Origin of the sequence: Massiliimalia massiliensis (assembly GCF_900155615.1) — a bacterium.
GTDB classification, from domain to species: domain Bacteria; phylum Bacillota; class Clostridia; order Oscillospirales; family Ruminococcaceae; genus Massiliimalia; species Massiliimalia massiliensis.
In genome coordinates, this window is record NZ_FUHT01000003.1 from 160,615 (window position 1) to 179,188 (window position 18,574).

An 18,574-nucleotide genomic window follows, 5' to 3' on the forward strand; every position below is an offset into this window, starting at 1 on the left:
TATGCTAAAACCGCACAGTTCCCAAGAAAGGAATGGTCATAATAATGGGAGAAAAAACAGCGATGCTGCATCGGGGTACGGGCGCCTATGCCGGATATATCCGCAAAAAGGTACTGCTGATCATTATATTGGCAGTTGTAATGCTTTTTATCGCGCTGATTTCCATTGCGAGCGGGTCGTCCGAACTGGGCCTCGGAGAGGTTGTAGCTGCACTGATGGGAAAAGGCGGTCAGCAAACCCGTATGATTGTATTCAATATCCGCCTGCCGAGAGTTGTCACAGCGGTAGTTGCCGGGATCGGGCTGGCCGCCGTCGGCTGTGTGCTGCAGAGCATCCTGAAAAATCCGCTTGCCTCTGCTTCAACCCTGGGCGTATCCCAGGGCGCGGCATTTGGCGCGGCGTTTTCCATTATTGTGCTGGGAACCGGGACGCAAAGCCAGACGCTGGACGGAATTACCATTTCAAATCCCTATTTGATTTCGGTTTGTGCATTTGCCGGCTCGATTCTGTCAACCATGGTAATCCTGGGGCTGTCTCGGATCAAGCGGGTAACGCCGGAATCGATGGTGTTAACCGGTGTGGCGCTCAGCTCCCTGTTTTCAGGCGGAACCGCGTTGCTGCAATATTTTGCGGATGACGTGAAGGTTTCAGCAGTTGTTTTCTGGACATATGGAAACTTAGGCGCCACTTCCTGGCGGGAAATTTTGATCATGTCCCTGGTAGTCATGCTGGCGCTGATTTATTTCAGCTTGAATCGCTGGAATTATAACGCGCTGCAAAGCGGGGAGAGTACTGCCAAAGGACTAGGAGTCAATGTGGAGTCGATACAGATCGTGAATATGGTAGTCTGCGCGGTGACGGCCTCAACGATTGTTTCTTATATCGGTATCATCAACTTTATCGGCTTGATCGCGCCGCATCTGGTGCGCCGGCTGATAGGAAGCGATTACCGGTATCTGCTGCCTGCTTCCGCCTTGATGGGAGCAATCCTGCTCCTGCTCAGTGATACGGTTTCCAGGCTGATAGCCGCGCCGATTATCCTGCCGATTGGGGCGATTACCTCCTTCCTGGGCGCGCCTCTCTTTCTCTATCTGATTTTTAAAGGGGTGAAGCGCAGATGATAGAAGCAAAAGAAATTGCGTTTGCCTACCGGAACTCCCGGAAGGTGCTGGCTGATATCTCTTTCACTTTGGGCGGCGGAAGCTTTTTGGCCCTGCTTGGTAACAATGGCGCCGGGAAAAGTACCCTGTTAAAATGCCTCAATCATATTCTGGAACCGGATCAAGGCGTTATTTCCGTTTGTGGGCAGGATGTAAAATCCCTGAAACGGAGGAAGATCGCGCAGACTATGGCGTTTGTCGCACAGCAGAACGACGTGGGGCAGATGACAGTCTTTGATACGGTTTTGATGGGGAGGAAGCCCTATATTACGATAAACCCGTCACAGGAGGATTTGGACATTACCCAAAATGTGATCGATAGGATGGAGCTTTCCGATTTTGCACTGCGCTATGTCGACGAGCTTTCGGGCGGAGAGCTGCAAAAGGTTGTGATTGCCAGGGCGCTGGCACAGCAGCCGAGGGTGCTTTTGCTGGATGAACCGACCAGCAGCCTGGATCTCTATAACCAGCATGAGGTGATGAGGATTGCCGGGGAGATCGCAAGGGAGGATCATATTCTGGTCATTGTTGTAATCCATGACATTAACCTTGCCCTGCGCTATTGTGACCGATTTTTATTTGTCAAAGACGGGACAGTTTTTGCCTATGGTGATTCTTCGGTCATTCGGGATGAGACGATTTCGGCGGTATATGGAGTCAACGCCACGGTACGGGAAATAGACGGCAATAAAATTGTGTTCGTGGATTCCCTGCCGACGAAGCCGGATATGAAGCAAACCTGGCCTCAAGAGTGAATTTGCGTATTGTATTTCGCGGTTTGCGTCATCGAAAGAAAGGCATGATGAAAAAGATGGATATTGAAATGCTAAAAAGGGAATGGGTTTCGCCCGCCCGGAATAAATCCGCCCTGCAGGCGGAAATCTGGGATCGTGCGGCCGAGAATTTTGCCGACCGTCCTCTGCCTGAATTTGAGACAGACCCTTTTTTAAAGCTGGTTTCTCGGACTGTTCCACTCCATCGAGGCCTCTCTGTTTTGGATATCGGATGTGGCGCCGGGGGCTATGCGGTGGCACTGGCAAAATGGGCTGGCGAGGTGGTCGGTGTAGATATCTCATCACGGATGATCGATTATGCGAAACAATGCGCGGAGAAAAACCACTGTGCAAACGCTGCCTTTTCCTGTCTGGACTGGGCGTATGCAGATATTGAGAAAATGGGTTTTGAAAAGCGCTTTGACCTTGTTTTCGCGCATATGACGCCGGCAGTCTCGGACTTTGAGACGCTCCGGAAACTGGTTGCCTGTGCCAAGAGAGACTGCTTTGTGCAGAAGCCGTCCAGACGGCGGCAGAGGATTCAGGACCAGGCAATCGAGGCGGCGGGAATCCAAACGGGACAGAGTGAGGATGATGGAATTGCCAAGCTGTTCCAAGCGCTGTGGCTGGCTGGTTTCTGTCCGGAAGTCCAGTACCGCAATGAGGTTTGGGAACAGGAACGAACTTTGGAGGATATGAAGCAGTGGTGCGTCAAACGGGCACAGCTTCGTCAGGAGCTGATAGGGGGACAGGAGGAAGCAATAGGCAGCTTTCTGGACTCGGTTTCGATTGATGGGATGATTCACGAGACGGTGACGACTACCATTGTCACTATATATTGGCAGGTCTGAAAAGGAGAGGAAAGAATGATCAACAAAAAAGAGCTGTGGGAACGCTGCGCCGCATTTCACGGGCATGTCTGCGGCGGGCTGACGATTGGATATCAAGCGGCGCTATATGCGGCAAAGCTGCTGGGACTGACCTTCTCTCAGGATGAAGAGGTTGTCTGTATCTGTGAAAATGACGCCTGCGGCGTAGATGCTATCCAGGTGATGCTGGGATGCAGCGTCGGGAAGGGGAATCTTTTGTTCCATCTGCGCGGAAAACAGGCATTTTCCTTTTACAACCGAAAAACGGGAGAATCTGTTCGTCTGGTTTTAAGGGAACGTCCGGCTGGAATGAGCCGGGAGGAATCGTTTGCGTATCTTCAGGCACATCAACCGGAAGAACTGTTCGACGTCAAGAAGACGGTAATTGCTTTGCCGGAAGCGGCCCGGATGTTCCGGTCGGTTAAATGCGAATGCTGCGGCGAGATCACAGCGGAAAATATGATCCGGCTCGAAAATGGGAAAAGCGTTTGTCTGGACTGCTGCCACGCCTATAATCGTTTTGATGTTTCATAATTATGGAAAATCCACACACAGTTTTTATTGTGTGTGGATTTTTGCCTCTTTCTGTGCTACAATGCAAAGTACATGAATGAGAACGTACGGGCCGGACAGAATAAAGCCAAGAGGAAAAGCCGGCCAATGGGGTGAGATGAGTGAAGCTATTAGTAACAGGCGCTGCAGGCTTTATCGGCAGCAACTTTGTCCATTACCTGCTGAAAAATCATCCGCAGGATCAGATTACCGGGCTTGACCTGCTGACCTATGCGGGACGTCTAGAATCCCTGAAGGATGTGATGCAAAGCCCGAACTTTTCCTTCGTACAGGCGGATATTGCCGATGCTGAATCGGTTGACCGGCTGTTTGCTGAAAGAGGGTTTGATTATGTGGTAAACTTTGCCGCAGAAACTCATGTTGACCGTTCTATCCGGGAACCAGGCGTTTTTCTGCGCAGCAATGTTGAAGGCGTCCGGGTTCTGATGGACGCCTGCCTGAAGCACCATGCCGGGCGGTTTCATCAGGTTTCCACCGACGAAGTGTACGGCGATCTGCCGCTAAACGGTACGGTTCAGCCGTTTGATGAAGACGCCCCCCTCCGCCCGTCAAATCCGTATTCTGCTTCTAAGGCGTCAGCAGATCTGCTGGCACTGGCATACCGGAGAACTTATCGCCTGCCGCTCACAATATCCAGATGCAGCAATAATTATGGGCCGTATCAGTTTCCGGAGAAGCTGATCCCATTAGTAATCCTTCGTGCGCTGGAAGGAAAATCGATTCCCATATACGGGACAGGAGAAAACCGGAGGGATTGGATTCATGTTCTGGATCACTGTGCGGCAGTCGACCGGATATTACGGGAAGGAAAAGACGGTGAGATCTATCATATCAGTGCGCAGCAGGAGCTTGAAAACCTTGCTGTTGTAAAAATGATCCTTCGTGAGCTGGGTTGCTCCGAAGGATTGATTGAATTTGTTGCTGACCGTCCGGGACATGACCTGCGCTATGCGATCAGCGCCAAGAAAATAGCCCATGAGCTGAATTGGATGCCCTCTGTTCCGTTTGAACAGGGGCTGCGCAGCACCATCGAGTTTTATAAAAGCCATCCAGATTGGTAGCATAAAAAAGCTCCCGGCAGTCAGCCGGGAGCTTTTTTATGCTACTTAATGTCAATACGCTTAGACGGACGGGATTCCTGTTCTTTTTTCGGCATGATAAGCTTTAAGACGCCGTTTTTATATTCTGCTGAAATTTCGTCAGCCTTCACACCGGAAATATCAAAGCTGCGCTGATAAGCGCCATAGCTCCGTTCCCGTCTTACATAATTGCCTTTGTCGTGCTTTTGCTCCATGTCCGCATGCCGTTCAGCGCGGATAGTGAGGTAGCTGTCATCCAGGTCGATTTGGATGTCCTCTTTTTGGAATCCCGGAAGATCGGTTTCCAGTACGTAGGCGTTTCCGGTATCCTGAATATCGGTCTGAAAGCCAGACCAGCCGCCCTGGAAGAAATTCCGTTCTATCTCTTCTAATTCCTGGAATGGGTTATAGCTCGCCAAACGATGATGTTTGCGTTCAAAGGGTGTAAGTTCAAACATAAAAATTCCTCCAATTATCACAAATTTATTTTATGTAATCCGATTCCTTTTATGCCTGCGGTTATGGATTATTGTTCACCGTTTGCATCTTTTTGTTAGCCTTTGGGACTCATCTCCTTTTTTTCTTTACGATTATATTTTAATCTGCGATTATGTTTTTTGTTTTTAAAAAGGATGAATAAAATGTAAAATATTAGCACTCATATAATGAGAGCGCTAATATTTGCGGTTTATGCAAAAAATAGAGAGACAAAAAGAGAAAACAAGGTTTTCCTTTCTTGGTTCAAAATGGTATGATAGTTAAAAATCGACAAATTTTTCGTACTTGAATTGCGATTTTTCGCTTATTTTCTATTACAATAGAAATACGGCGACAAAAATCGCAGAGAACTTTCTAGGAGGACTAAGAAATGAACCGAAATGTTTATGGGTACATCCGTGTATCCACACGAGAACAACACGAAGACCGACAAATGATTGCACTGCGCGCTTTCCCTGTCCAGAAAGGGAATATCTTTATGGACAAGTTGAGTGGAAAAGATTTTAATCGTCCGCAATATAAGCGCCTGCTGCGCCGAATCAAGTCTAAGGATTTGATTGTTATCAAGAGCATTGACAGGTTAGGAAGAGACTATGAAGAAATTCAGCATCAGTGGAGGGTAATCACTAAGGAAAAGGGCGCCGATATTGTCGTGCTGGATATGCCTCTGCTGGATACACGGGAAAACGAGAAGGATCTAACCGGCACATTTATTGCTGACCTTGTGCTGCAGATTCTGTCCTATGTAGCCCAGACAGAACGCGAAAATATCCGTCAGCGCCAGATGGAGGGAATTGCCGCTGCCAAGCTGAAGGGAGTCCGGTTTGGACGTCCGAGAAAGCCGATTCCCGAAAACTTTGAGGAGATTAAGGAAACCTGGATGAGCGGGAAAATAAATTCCAGACAGGCGGCAAAGATTCTTCATATCTCACAGGATACCTTTCTGAGATGGTCACACGGAAGGTGATCAGTCAAAGAAAGGAATTTTAATGGGAATTTTTACCACGTTTTTTCTTGTCAGCAGAATAGGATTTCTGTTATAATAAAAATATAGCACCGACATAAGAAAACAATTAAGAAGGAGGTAGTTCTGATAGAGTTATTACTGTTACTTACCGCAGGGGTCATTATGATCTGCATTGTATTTCAAAAGGTCTCCAGCAGACTGGGGATTCCGGCGCTGCTTGCATTTATTGTTCTGGGCATGCTGCTGGGCTCGGACGGCCTATTGAAAATCCCCTTTGACGACTATGGCTTTGCAGAAAAAATTTGTTCTGTAGCGCTTATTTTTATTATGTTTTACGGCGGGTTTGGGATGAGATGGCAGGAGGCGAAAAAGATCGCTGTCAAGGCCACGCTCCTCTCCTCCGTTGGCGTTGTGTTAACCGCGTGCTTCACTGGACTGTTCTGCTATTTTGTTCTGAGGATGGAATTCTGGGAAGGGATTCTGGTAGGGTCTGTTCTCAGCTCCACCGACGCAGCCTCTGTCTTTTCTATCCTGCGCTCTAAACGGCTGAATCTGAAATACCGGACTGCGCCGATTTTGGAGATGGAGAGCGGGAGCAATGACCCGTTTTCGTACATGCTGACAGTAATCGTGCTGTCTGTGATGGCTGGCAATAATTCAGCCGGTTCTACTGTTTATCTGATTTTTGCACAGATTGCTTTTGGACTTTTATTTGGCTTTGGGATCGCTTTTCTCGGTTCCTGGCTGTTAAAACATATCTGGTTTTCAGCTCCCGGAGTGGAGACGATTTTTATCTTTGCTTTGGCGATTTTATCCTATACGCTTCCCTCGCTGGTGGGCGGAAACGGATATCTGAGCGTATATATTGTTGGGATTGTTCTAGGCAACTGTGAGCTTCACGGAAAAAAAGCGCTCGTCAATTTCTTCGACGTCTTTACCGGGCTGATGCAGATGACGATCTTTTTCCTTCTGGGTCTGCTTGCCTTCCCATCACAGATTCCTTCCGTGATCCTGCCGTCGCTGGGAATCGCGCTGTTTTTGACCTTTGTGGCCCGTCCGGCTGCGGTTGCCCTTTTGATGACGCCCTTTAAGATGCGTTTTCGGCAGCAATGCCTGATTTCCTGGGCTGGGCTGCGCGGAGCAGCCTCCATTGTATTTGCGATTCTTGCGACTGTGAGTCCCGCCTATATGAAGATCGATGTGTTTCACATCACCTTTACGGTGGTGCTTTTCTCGATTCTCCTGCAGGGCTCGCTTCTGCCATTGGTTGCAAAAAAACTAAAAATGATCAATAACCGCTACAGTATTTTGAAAACCTTTAACGATTATTCTGAAAATGCTGAGCTGCAGTTTGTATACCTAAAAATAGAGCGGGATAATGAATGGGTTGGCAAGGCGGTCAAGGAGCTCGTTCTCCCTCCGGACATGATTTTAATGGCAATCCGGCGAGGGGAAGAGATGATTGCTCCCAAGGGAGGCACTGTGATTGAAAAAGGGGATATCTGCGTTCTGGGTACTGCCGGATGCCGAGAGGATCTCTCCAACGCCTTCCACGAAATGACCCTGAACAAAAAGCATCATTGGTGCCGAAAAAAGATCAAGGATATCCAGTTTGCACAGAAGGTGCTGATTGTAATGGTGCGCCGCAGGCATCATATTATTATTCCCAACGGGCATACCCGCCTTTATGAAGGCGATGTGATTGTGATGCATATTCAGGAGCGTGACGGCCAGGAGAGCAAAGGGATTATCTCTAAACCGGGTCAGGGATAACCGGAGAGATTTTCATTTACACTGAAATAAAAATGTGCTATGATAAAGTAGAAAAGTGCGGCGGATGCCGCTATGCAACAGAAAGGACGTAGATCGCTATGGAAAACTATTACCAACCTGAAATCGAGTGCGCCTCCCGGGAACAGATCAAGGCCTGGCAGGACGAACGCCTTGTAAAAACAGTGAAGCATGTTTATGAGCATGTTCCTTATTACAGGAATCTGATGGAACAGAAGGGTGTTTCCCCTGATGATATAAAGTCAACTGATGACCTACATAAGCTCCCGTTTCTGACAAAAGACGATCTGAGGGAGGCTTACCCCTACGGACTTTTGGCTGTGCCGCTGGAGGACGCTGTCAGAATCCAGTCAACCAGTGGAACCACCGGCAGGCGGGTAGTCGCATTCTATACCCAGCACGACCTTGATCTTTGGGAGGATTGCTGCGCCCGCGCTATTATGGCTGCCGGCGGGACAAAAGAAGATGTTGTCCATGTCTGCTATGGCTATGGGCTTTTCACCGGGGGGCCGGGATTAAACGGCGGTTCCCATAAAGTGGGTTCTCTCACCTTGCCGATGTCCTCAGGGAACACAGAGCGCCAGCTCCAGTTTATGTGCGATCTTGGCTCGACAATCCTCTGCTGCACTCCTTCTTACGCGGCATATTTGGGAGAAACCATTTGCGAGCGCGGTTTGCAGGACGAGATTAAATTAAAGGCCGGAATCTTTGGCGCAGAGGCCTGGAGTCAGGAAATGCGCCGGGATATTGAGCAGAAACTGCATATTAAAGCCTATGATATCTATGGCCTGACCGAAATTTCGGGACCCGGCGTTTCGTTTGAATGCAGCGAACAAACCGGAATGCATATCAATGAGGATCATTTTATCGCGGAGATTATTGACCCTGTTACAGGGGAGGTGCTGCCGGACGGAGAAAAGGGAGAATTGGTATTCACCTGCATTACAAAGGAAGCTTTCCCGTTGATCCGTTACCGGACGCGTGATATCTGCGTATTAAACCGGAAGCCATGCTCCTGCGGAAGAACCCATGTCAAGATGTCCAAGCCAATGGGACGCAGTGACGATATGCTGATTGTCAAGGGTGTCAACGTATTCCCGTCCCAGATTGAAACAGTCCTGTTGAACAAGGGATATCCGGCAAACTATCAGATTATTGTCAGCCGTGAGCATAACAGCGATAAGCTGGAGGTGCAGGTAGAAATGACCCCGGAAATGTTCTCGGATAAGCTCGATGAGGTATCTGCCCGTGAAAAAGAACTGGTAGACGCGCTCAAGGCGATGCTGGGCATCTACGCGAAGGTTCAATTGGTTGCTCCGAAACATATTGCCCGCAGCGAAGGAAAGGCTGTACGGATCATTGATAAACGGAACCTGTATTAAATCATTAAATCGAAAGGTGTGAGTGAGATGACAGTAAAGCAAATTTCTGTTTTTGTGGAAAACAAGGCTGGTCAGCTAGCTGAATTTACAAAGCTGCTCCGGCAGAACAGCATTGACATGCGTGCGTTGTCCATTGCTGAAACGCCTGATTTCGGCATTCTGAGAGTGATTGTGGACGATTCCTATAAAACCGCCTGTGTGCTGAAGGAGGCCGGCTATATCTTTTCTATCACGCCGGTTCTGGCAGTCGCCATCAAGGATGAAACCGGCGGACTGGATCAGATTCTCAATATTCTGGCGGAGAACAATATTAACCTTGACTATACCTATGCCTTTATCTCCCGGAAAAAAGATACGGCATATATGATTTTCCGTGTTGATGATAATGAAAAGGCCAAGGAAGTCCTTGTGAAAAACAGCATCAAGCCGGTGTGCCAGGACGAACTTTACAAGCTATAAAAATAAAAGGGTTGTGAAGATTCACAACCCTTTTATTTTTCCTATTTTGTCTGCTTGGTATGCCTTTTCAAGGCTTTAAAGCTTTCCGCGCTGATCACATGCTCGATCCGGCAGGCATCCTCGATGGCGGTATCTCGGTTAACCCCCAGGGACATCAGCCAATCGGAAAGAAGCGTGTGGCGCTCATACATGGTTTTCGCAATTTCCATTCCTTTATCTGTCAAGGAAAGATATCCGTTGCTGTCCATTAATATATAACCGTTTTCGCGCAGATTTTTCATTGCAACGCTGACGCTCGGCTTTGTGACGCTCAGGCGGTTTGCAATATCAATCGAGCGGACAGGCTCCCCGCTCTGGGACAAAATCAGAATAGTTTCCAGATAGTTTTCTGCTGATTCCTGGATTTTCATATGCGGCAAACTCCTTTTTGTTCTTGTGGCTTATCATAACATACCTGCTATTTATTTTCAACGCTCCGGAAAAGATACCTGAATTTCCGTACCCTTCTGGACCTCGCTCTTCAGGGAAATCACAGCGCCATGCTGTTCGGCAACATGCTTTACAATAGAAAGCCCCAGTCCTGTTCCGCCGGTTTCCTTGGAACGGCTTTTGTCAACCCGGTAAAACCGTTCGAATACCCTGCTTTGATGCTCTTTGGGAATCCCAATCCCGGTATCGCTGACGGTAATCCGGCAGTCCTCAGCAGTAACTTTGACCGTCCCGCCGGCGGGCGTATAACGGATCGCGTTATCACAGAGGTTGTATACAAGCTCCCAAATCAGCTTCCAGCTTCCAGTCACAATGGACGGCTTTCCTTCCAGAAAGAAGGAAAGCTGTTTTTGTTCAGCCGCAGAGCCAAGCGTTTTAAAGCATTCCTCGGCAACCGCATAAAGATCAACCGGTTCCGTTTCAGTGTGCAGGGAGGACTCGTCCAGCTCGGAAAGCTTGATGATGTCGCTGATTAGGGACAGCAGCCGGGCGGCTTCCTTCTGAATAACGCCGGCGAACTGGGCAATGTCCTCCTGCTTGGCAATCCCGGCTGCAATCATTTCGGCATAGCCGGAGATGGAGGTCAAGGGGGTTTTCAGCTCATGGGATACATTGGCGGTAAATTCCCGGCGCAGATGCTCGATCTGCTCCCGCTCCGTGACATCCAGCATCAGGCAGATAACGCCAATCTGCGTGTCGCCGCTTTTAACAGGATTTGTAAGGATCTGTATTTGCTTCCCGCGCATCGGGATGATTTTGGATTCGCTACTACCGCGCACTGCTGTTTGGATGCACTCATTCAAATCTTGATTATTGGAAAGGAAAAGCAGATGCGTTGCATCTGTCAGACTTTCCGCCTGCAGATATTGCAGCGCGCTCTGGTTGACCAGTATTACTCTCATTTCCTGATCCAGAAGGATCATTCCTTCTGTCATCTGGCGGATAATGGCCTCCAGCTTATCCTTTTCATTGGTTAGCTCGGCGAGCTGGCGCTGGATTTGGGCCCGCTGAAGCTGAATTTCCTGAACAAACGGGACGAGCTCCGCATAAACTGCGGGCTCCTCATCGTTGGTGAGCTGCGGACTGTCAATCTGTTCCGAGAGCTGTTTGATCGGCGCGACCAGCTTGCGGGTCAGGATAATGGAAAACAGAACAGCCAGGATTAGCAGCACCAGTAAAATTCCCAGAAGAACTGGGGAAGCGTCCCAGACCGTATTGTACATGCTCCCGGTCTCTACAGACAGACGCAGGATATTTCCGTCCTTTAGACGGATGGCATAGTAATGGTAGTCCTTTGTCAGGGTATCCGAGGTACGGGAGCTATAGCCGCTCCCCGTTTCCAGTGCCTGCTTTACCTCCGGACGGTTTGCATGGTTTCCGAGACTTACGGACTGTGCACCGCTGTCGTATAGGACCTCTCCGGACGGATCGATTAATGTCATGCGGGCGCCGTCGGTCTCGAGCTGTGAGAGCTGTTCTGACGGATTTTCCATTAACTGATAGCTTGCCGCAATAATTTGAGCCTGGCTTTGCAGATTATCCTCAACCTGTTCCTTGAGACTTTCATGCAGCGTGAAGGAGGTAAGGATAATTGCCATGATTGCAGAGATCAGCCCCATATAAAACAAACTGGAGGTGATCTTTGATTCCATATGCACAGTCGTTATTCTCCCATTTTATATCCGACGTTGCGGACGGTTTTAATCGCGCTTCCACATTCGCCAAGCTTTTTTCGGAGCGTTTTAATATGCATATCAATCGTTCTGCTTTCCCCTTCATACTCGAATTCCCAGACACGGCTCATAATCTGCTCCCGGGTCAGAACGGTGTGAAGGTTGGATATCAAGTATTTCAGCAGCTCATATTCTTTAAAGGTCAGCTCGCAGGGAATACCGTTTGCGGTGACGCTGTGGCCGGTATCGTCCAGGGCGATCCCCTGATATTCATAAACGCGTTTCTGCGGGGCAGACTGGCTCCTGCGAAGCAGCGCTTTGACGCGGGAGATTAATTCCATCACGCCGAAAGGCTTGGTAATATAGTCGTCAGCACCGGTGTCAAGTCCCTTTACTTTATCCATTTCAGTGGTTTTTGCCGTTACCATCATGACAGGCACCCGTTCAGTTTTGGGGTTTTTCCGGAGCTGTTCCAGCAGGGTGAGGCCGTCCTGGCCTGGCAGCATAATATCCAGCAAAATCAGGTCGGGGATCTGAACCTGGAGCACCTGGCAGAACTGCTCGGCATCTGAAAATTCTGTGACGTCAAATCCGCTGTTTTGCAAAGCATACCGCTCCATCTCACGGATTGCGCGGTCATCTTCGACAATAAATATGTTCATGGTTATCCCGCCCTTTTCAATTATTTTCAAGTATATGATACAATTACTAGTATATCCGGTTTTTCCTTTTCTGACAAGAATTTTATTGATAAAAGGCATGGCGGAATCATATGCGCCATGCCCTTTTTAGCTATTTTGTTTTTTCCTCGATCACATCGCAGAGATGCTCTGCATAATCTCCTTGATACAGTTCTATCACACCCTGGTCGCTCGCCTTGGCCAAATCAGGATCGATCGGAAGCTTTGCCAGCACCTCGATTCCGTGCTCGGCCGCTGTCTCTTCAATATGGCTTTCCCCAAACAGCTTGATTTCTTTGCCGCAGTCCGGACATTTTGCAAAGCTGTAATTTTCCACCACACCCAGGATAGGAATATTCATGGCCTTTGCCATATTGACCGCCTTGGCGACAATCATCGAAACAAGCTCCTGCGGTGAGGTGACAATGATGATCCCATCCAGAGGGATAGACTGGAAAACAGTCAGCGGTACGTCGCCGGTTCCCGGAGGCATATCCACAAACATGTAGTCTACATCGTCCCAGATTACGTCAGTCCAGAACTGCTTGACCGTACCGGCAATGATCGGGCCGCGCCAAACAACCGGCGTGGTTTCGTCCTCCAACAGAAGATTGACGGACATAATGTCAATCCCAGTCTTGCTTTTAACCGGGAACATCCCGATGCTGCTGGCTGACGCGCGTTCCTTGATTCCAAATGCCTTTGGGATGGAGGGCCCGGTAACGTCGGCATCCAGGATGGCAGTATTAAGGCCGCGCCGTTTGAGCGTTACGGCGAGCAGGGAGGTAATCATGGATTTTCCAACGCCGCCCTTTCCGCTGACAACACCGATGACTTTTTTGATGCTGCTCATTTCATGAGACCGTTCCAGAAAGCTTTTGGGATCTCTGGAATCGCAGTTTTGGGTACAGGTCTCGCAGTTGTGTGTACATTCACTCATAATAATTTTCTCTGTCCTTTCTGTTACTGAGCTTTGTGATCCTTTTTTATCTTTTCTTCGAACCGGCAATTCATACAAGAGGTATCGCATTTGCAGTGGTTATCAGCCACTACATATTTTCCGCCCTTGATCTCTACAATTTTCCCGTTGATCAGGGCGTCGGCGATATTTTTGTGCGCGGAATGCAGGATTCGCTGGAAGGTTGCGCGCGAAATTTCCATCCGCTCAGAAGCAGTGTCCTGATCCAGCATTTCATAATCAGCCAGCCGGACGGCTTCAATTTCATCAAAGGTTAAGGTGATGCGTTCCTGGCATTCGTTGTCAGGGCGGAACACTTTACTCTCCGGAATATAACAGATTTTTCGGTTCTTGGTGATTCCAGGCATGCTGATGCTCCTTTCGCTCATGTTTCTACAAGAAATCCGCTTTGTAAAAGCTATAATAAAGCTGTATGAAATCTTTTCATTTTAAGTATAATGTGCATATGCTCGTTTGTCAACTCTGAAAAGGAAAGCAGGAATTGAAAACATTGGAAAAATACCCAAAAAATCGGATATTTTCTCGGTACAGCTAACTGAAAATACAGAATTTAACGAAAATCATTGTATATTTTACATAAATATAACTTTAATTACAAATATTATATGGTAATTTTTGATATAGTATTGTATAATAATGATAACAGAAAAAGAGTAAATTTCCAAAATTTTGTGTATTTATCTATAAAGGCCTCACATTTCGGAGGTTTCCTGCTTGATACGCAGCAATTTATCATAGAAAGGCAGTGGATTTCATTGAAAAAAGAAGAAGTAAAAGTAAAGGAAGCCAACAAGGAAAAAGAAGTTTCCCGGGACACTGTTCCGGCATATCTGTTTCATAAAGGAGAAAATTATAAGGCCTATGATTTTTTCGGCTGCCATAAGGCTGTCTGCGATGACGAGGAGGGCTTTTGGTTCCGGGTTTGGGCGCCCCATGCAAAGAGCATCCGTGTTGTTGGGGATTTCAACCATTGGGATTATACCGAAGCGCCAAGCATGAAGCGTCTGGAAAGCTCCCCGGAAATCTGGGAATGCTTTATTCCAAATGTTGCGATTTATGACGCTTATAAATATTATATAGAAAAGCAGGACGGCTCCTTCTGCTATAAAAGCGATCCTTACGCCTACCATATGGAAACCCGGCCCGGGACGGCCGGCAAGGTGTATGATATTGATGGGTTTAAATGGACGGATGGGCGCTACCGCTCGACGGTATCACGCAGAAATATTATGAAAAACCCACTCAATATTTATGAGGTTCATCTTGGCTCCTGGAAACAGACCGACGACGGAGAGTTTTTAAGCTATAACCGTTTGGCAGAACAGTTAATCCCCTATGTCAAGGAAATGGGATATACCCATATTGAGCTGATGCCGGTTTCGGAATACCCGTATGACCCATCCTGGGGATACCAGGTAACCGGATATTATGCGCCGACCTCACGTTATGGAACGCCCCACGCTTTTATGAATTTTGTGAATCAGTGCCACATGGCCGGAATTGGGGTTATCGTGGATTGGGTCGCCGCGCATTTTCCGAAGGACGAGCAGGGGCTTTATGAGTTCGACGGACAGTGCTGCTATGAATATGAAGACCCGCTCAAAAAGGAACATCCGGACTGGGGGACAAGGATTTTTGATTACGAAAAAAACGAGGTGAAATCCTTCCTGATCTCCAATGTAGTGTTCTGGCTGGAAAAGTACCATATTGACGGAATCCGCGTGGATGCGGTAGCCTCGATGCTCTATCTCGATTACGGCAAGCAGGATGGAGAGTGGCGCCCGAATCAGTACGGTGATAATAAAAACTTAGAGGCTATTGAATTTTTGCGCGAGATGAATGCGGCCGCCTTTCAACAGAACCACGCGGCACTGATGATTGCAGAGGAATCAACCGCGTTCCCGCTGGTAACGAAGCCGGGATTTGACGGCGGCCTGGGCTTTAATTTCAAATGGAACATGGGCTGGATGAACGATATGCTGCAGTATATGTCTACCGATCCGTTATACCGTAAGGGGCTTCATAACAATTTGACCTTCTCGCTTACCTATGCATTTTCTGAAAATTATGTGCTTCCGCTTTCCCATGACGAGGTGGTGCATGGAAAAGCTTCTCTCATCAATAAAATGCCGGGAGATTATGATCAGAAATTTGACAACCTGCGCGCCTTTTATGGCTATATGATGGCGCATCCGGGAAAGAAGCTCACTTTTATGGGAGATGAGTTTGCGCAGTTCATCGAATGGAACTATGCGCAGGGTCTGGACTGGTTGCTGCTCGACTATCCGCGTCATCGCCAGATGCAGGAATACGTCCGGGATTTAAACCATTTCTATCTGGAGAATCCCGCTCTTTGGCAGAACGACACGGATTGGCAGGGCTTCCAATGGATCAGCCATGATGACCGCGACCAGAGCATTATCGCATTCCGGCGGATTGGACAGAGAGGAAAAGAATTGGTGATTGTTTGCAATTTCTGCCCGGTACTGCGGGAGAACTATCGGATCGGCGCACCGTTTGCAGGGAAATATGTACCGGTTTTATGCAGCGATGATAAAAAATACGGCGGTATGGGGACAAAGCTTTCCACTGTTTCAAGCGAGGAAGTGCCGATGCATGGATGCGGGCAAAGCATCGTGCTGACCATTCCACCGATGTCTGCCACCTTCTACATCATTGAGAAGCAAAGGGCTGTAAAGCCCAAGAAGCCGGGAGAAGCAAAGGCCAAGGCAGAAAAAAGATCCAGCCCGGCCAAAGGGAAAAAGAAGGAAAAATTCAGCAAATAAACTGACAAAAATAAAACACAGGGAGGAAAACTCATGTTAGAAAGATGCAAAGAATGTATAGCAATGCTGTTGGCTGGCGGGCAGGGAAGCCGTTTAAAGGTGCTGACTTCTGATATCGCAAAGCCGGCAGTACCGTTTGGCGGGAAATACCGGATCATTGATTTTCCGCTTTCCAATTGTGTAAACTCAGGGATTGATACCGTCGGAATCCTGACGCAGTATCAGCCGCTGGTGCTCAACTCCTACGTTGGGAACGGACAGCCCTGGGGACTGAACCGCAACTACGGCGGAGCCAGGATCCTGCCGCCCTATGCGCAGAGCGACCGGTCTGAATGGTATAAGGGGACGGCGAATGCGATTTATCAGAACCTGCCGTTTATTGAGATGTATAACCCGGAATATGTGCTGATCCTTTCTGGCGACCATATCTACAAGATGGATTATTCCAAGATGCTGGAATACCATAAGGAAAAGAACGCCGACTGCACCATTGCTGCGATTGACGTACCGATGGAGGAAACGCACCGGTTCGGCATTATCAATACCAATCCGGACAATTCCATTTATGAATTCGAGGAAAAGCCGGAGCATGCCAAGAGCACCAACGCCAACATGGGCATCTATATTTTTAACTGGAAGATCCTCAAGAAATATCTTGAAATGGACGAACAGGATCCGCACTCCTCCAATGATTTTGGGAAGAATATCCTTCCGAAGCTGCTGGAGGATAAGCAGAGGATGTTCGCCTATCCGTTTTCCGGCTACTGGAAGGATGTCGGAACGCTGGAAAGTCTTTGGGAAGCCAACATGGATCTGATCAATCCGTCCGTTCCGATTGAATTGAAGGATGATGACTTTAAGATTTACACCCGTAACTATGCGAAGCCGCCAAGCTTTGTCAGCAGGTCTGCTGCCATTGAAAATTCGATTGTAGGAGAAGGCTGCGACGTACGGGGAACGGTGGAAAATTCTGTTATCTTCACCGGATGCAAAATTGAGGAGGGGGCTGTTATTAAGGACAGTGTGGTTATGCCGAACACCCTCGTCAAGGCCGGGGCGCGGATAGAATTTACCATTATCGGCGAGAAGGCTGTAATCGGCAGGAACGCCGTCATCGGAAAATCCCCGAAGGACTATGCCATCAATGCCTGGGGGATCACTGTAGTCGGTACAAACAAAACGATTGGCGATGAGGAAATTATCGCTCCAAAACAGGTGGTTTAGCGAAAGCAAAATATGTCAATGGAAGAATGGGTGATTATATGAACATGACAGGAATTATTTTCTCCAACATTTATGATGCTTATATGGGAGATTTGACGAAGCACAGGACTTTGGCCTCGCTGCCTTTCGGCGGCCGTTACCGCTTAATTGATTTTGTTTTGTCAAACATGAGCAACTCTGGCATCAACAATGTCGGGATTATCACAAAATATAACTATCAGTCCCTGATTGACCATCTGGGCTCCTGCGAGGAGTGGGATATGAGCAGGAAAAACAGCAAGGTGTTTATCCTCCCGCCATTCGGAACAGGACAGACCAGCGTTTATCAGGGAAAGCTGGAGGCTTTATACGGTGCGCTGCAGTTTTTAAGGAGAACCAAAGAGGACTATATTATGATGTCCGACTGCAACGTGATCTGTAACATCGATTATGAGCTGGTGATGAAAGAACATATTAAATCCGGCGCGCAGCTTACCGTAGTCGCTAACCGGGAGGATCCGCAGTTTGAAGGCGAACTGCGCGATTTTGTGATTACTGCGGATGACGATGGAATTGTGACCGACCTCGCGATCCGGCACACCTTTACCAGGGAAAATCTCTGCGGAATGGGAATGTTTATCATTGAGAAGAGCCTTCTGCTCCATGCGGTCGAAGAAGCGGTTTCCCATGGGCTGTACCATTTTGAACGTGATTTTGTGCAGAAGGAATTTCTGACCGGGCATCTCTCGGTAAATGTGTATGAATTCAAGCGCAGCGTTCTCCGCAACCGGGATATCCCGTCCTATTTCAGGAACAACTGCTTGATTTTGCAGGAAGAGGTGCGCAAGGACATTTTTGACCCGCAGAATCCGATCTATACAAAGGTACGCGACGAGGTTCCGGCCTTTTATGACAGAGATGCCGAGGTAGACGACTGTGTAATTGCGGACGGCTGCCGGATTGAAGGAAAGGTTTCCGACTCGGTGATTTTCCGGAATGTGACGATTGAAAAAGGCGCGACAGTTGACCATTGTGTTGTGATGCAGGGAACTGTGATCCGGGCCGGCGCGAATATCCGCTATACTATTTTGGACAAGGATGTTGAGATTACGGAGGGAAGAACCCTAGTTGGCTCCGACCTTGCTCCTGTCATTATCCAGAAGGGAAATAAAATCTAAGATAAGGAGCAGATAACTGGCAACAGGCCCTGTTG

At 48.2% G+C, this 18,574-nt stretch carries 18 protein-coding genes; 12 read left to right on the forward strand and 6 right to left on the reverse strand.

The window, feature by feature from the left end; translation table 11 throughout:
* Positions 1-44 precede the first annotated feature (44 nt).
* The 5 genes from CZ360_RS04805 (at position 45) to rfbB (ending at position 4,436) form a co-directional block, all read left to right on the forward strand.
* On the forward strand, positions 45-1,121 hold the full coding sequence (locus CZ360_RS04805; protein ID WP_229407990.1) for a FecCD family ABC transporter permease: 1,077 nt from the start codon (positions 45-47) through the stop codon (positions 1,119-1,121).
* The gene (locus CZ360_RS04810) at positions 1,118-1,915 is read left to right on the forward strand and encodes an ABC transporter ATP-binding protein (RefSeq protein ID WP_077533076.1); all 798 of its coding nucleotides are present in this window, start codon (positions 1,118-1,120) and stop codon (positions 1,913-1,915) included. Before CZ360_RS04805 ends, CZ360_RS04810 begins: the two co-directional genes overlap by 4 nt.
* Before the next feature lie 44 nt (positions 1,916-1,959).
* On the forward strand, positions 1,960-2,784 hold the full coding sequence (locus CZ360_RS04815; RefSeq protein ID WP_077533077.1) for a class I SAM-dependent methyltransferase: 825 nt from the start codon (positions 1,960-1,962) through the stop codon (positions 2,782-2,784).
* A 15-nt stretch (positions 2,785-2,799) separates the two neighbouring features.
* Positions 2,800-3,336, forward strand: a complete 537-nt coding sequence (locus CZ360_RS04820) for an FmdE family protein (RefSeq protein WP_077533078.1) — start codon at positions 2,800-2,802, stop codon at positions 3,334-3,336.
* Positions 3,337-3,476: 140 nt separating this feature from the next.
* Positions 3,477-4,436: a dTDP-glucose 4,6-dehydratase gene (gene rfbB / locus CZ360_RS04825; RefSeq protein ID WP_077533079.1), complete on the forward strand. Its 960-nt coding sequence runs from the start codon at positions 3,477-3,479 to the stop codon at positions 4,434-4,436.
* Between the two features lie 41 nt (positions 4,437-4,477).
* Here rfbB and CZ360_RS04830 read toward each other — a convergent pair whose 3' ends face one another.
* Positions 4,478-4,912, reverse strand: coding sequence for an Hsp20/alpha crystallin family protein (locus tag CZ360_RS04830; protein WP_077533080.1), 435 nt, complete (start codon positions 4,910-4,912; stop codon positions 4,478-4,480).
* A gap of 410 nt (positions 4,913-5,322) precedes the next feature.
* On the opposite strand from CZ360_RS04830, the gene CZ360_RS04835 reads away from it, so the two are divergent.
* The 4 genes from CZ360_RS04835 (at position 5,323) to CZ360_RS04850 (ending at position 9,551) form a co-directional block, all read left to right on the forward strand.
* On the forward strand, positions 5,323-5,919 hold the full coding sequence (locus tag CZ360_RS04835; protein ID WP_077533081.1) for a recombinase family protein: 597 nt from the start codon (positions 5,323-5,325) through the stop codon (positions 5,917-5,919).
* Between the two features lie 138 nt (positions 5,920-6,057).
* On the forward strand, positions 6,058-7,692 hold the full coding sequence (locus CZ360_RS04840) for a potassium/proton antiporter (RefSeq protein ID WP_407656967.1): 1,635 nt from the start codon (positions 6,058-6,060) through the stop codon (positions 7,690-7,692).
* 98 nt (positions 7,693-7,790) lie between these two features.
* Positions 7,791-9,092: a phenylacetate--CoA ligase family protein gene (locus tag CZ360_RS04845; protein ID WP_077533083.1), complete on the forward strand. Its 1,302-nt coding sequence runs from the start codon at positions 7,791-7,793 to the stop codon at positions 9,090-9,092.
* 27 nt (positions 9,093-9,119) lie between these two features.
* Complete coding sequence (locus tag CZ360_RS04850; RefSeq protein ID WP_077533084.1) at positions 9,120-9,551, forward strand: acetolactate synthase; 432 nt, start codon at positions 9,120-9,122, stop codon at positions 9,549-9,551.
* Between the two features lie 41 nt (positions 9,552-9,592).
* On the opposite strand, the gene CZ360_RS04855 is transcribed toward CZ360_RS04850, so the two are convergent.
* From CZ360_RS04855 to CZ360_RS04875, 5 genes are all read right to left on the reverse strand, one after another.
* Positions 9,593-9,961 carry a metal-dependent transcriptional regulator gene (locus tag CZ360_RS04855; RefSeq protein ID WP_077533085.1) on the reverse strand — a complete coding sequence of 123 codons (369 nt, stop codon included), beginning with the start codon at positions 9,959-9,961 and terminating at the stop codon, positions 9,593-9,595.
* Between the two features lie 57 nt (positions 9,962-10,018).
* A complete protein-coding gene (locus CZ360_RS04860; RefSeq protein ID WP_077533086.1) occupies positions 10,019-11,692 on the reverse strand; it encodes a sensor histidine kinase in 1,674 nt (557 codons plus the stop codon).
* Positions 11,693-11,703: 11 nt separating this feature from the next.
* On the reverse strand, positions 11,704-12,375 hold the full coding sequence (locus tag CZ360_RS04865; protein ID WP_077533754.1) for a response regulator transcription factor: 672 nt from the start codon (positions 12,373-12,375) through the stop codon (positions 11,704-11,706).
* 130 nt (positions 12,376-12,505) lie between these two features.
* Positions 12,506-13,333, reverse strand: a complete 828-nt coding sequence (locus CZ360_RS04870; protein ID WP_077533087.1) for an Mrp/NBP35 family ATP-binding protein — start codon at positions 13,331-13,333, stop codon at positions 12,506-12,508.
* A 23-nt stretch (positions 13,334-13,356) separates the two neighbouring features.
* A complete protein-coding gene (locus tag CZ360_RS04875; protein ID WP_159438108.1) occupies positions 13,357-13,719 on the reverse strand; it encodes a DUF134 domain-containing protein in 363 nt (120 codons plus the stop codon).
* A gap of 408 nt (positions 13,720-14,127) precedes the next feature.
* On the opposite strand from CZ360_RS04875, the gene glgB reads away from it, so the two are divergent.
* Genes glgB through glgD form a run of 3 tightly spaced genes read left to right on the forward strand, consistent with a single transcriptional unit; the run spans position 14,128 to position 18,539 of the window.
* Positions 14,128-16,158, forward strand: coding sequence for a 1,4-alpha-glucan branching protein GlgB (glgB, locus tag CZ360_RS04880; protein ID WP_324612698.1), 2,031 nt, complete (start codon positions 14,128-14,130; stop codon positions 16,156-16,158).
* A 33-nt stretch (positions 16,159-16,191) separates the two neighbouring features.
* Entirely contained in the window at positions 16,192-17,382 is a 1,191-nt protein-coding gene (locus tag CZ360_RS04885) for a glucose-1-phosphate adenylyltransferase (protein WP_077533089.1), read from the forward strand.
* A gap of 38 nt (positions 17,383-17,420) precedes the next feature.
* Entirely contained in the window at positions 17,421-18,539 is a 1,119-nt protein-coding gene (gene glgD / locus CZ360_RS04890) for a glucose-1-phosphate adenylyltransferase subunit GlgD (protein WP_159438110.1), read from the forward strand.
* Positions 18,540-18,574: the final 35 nt, after the last annotated feature.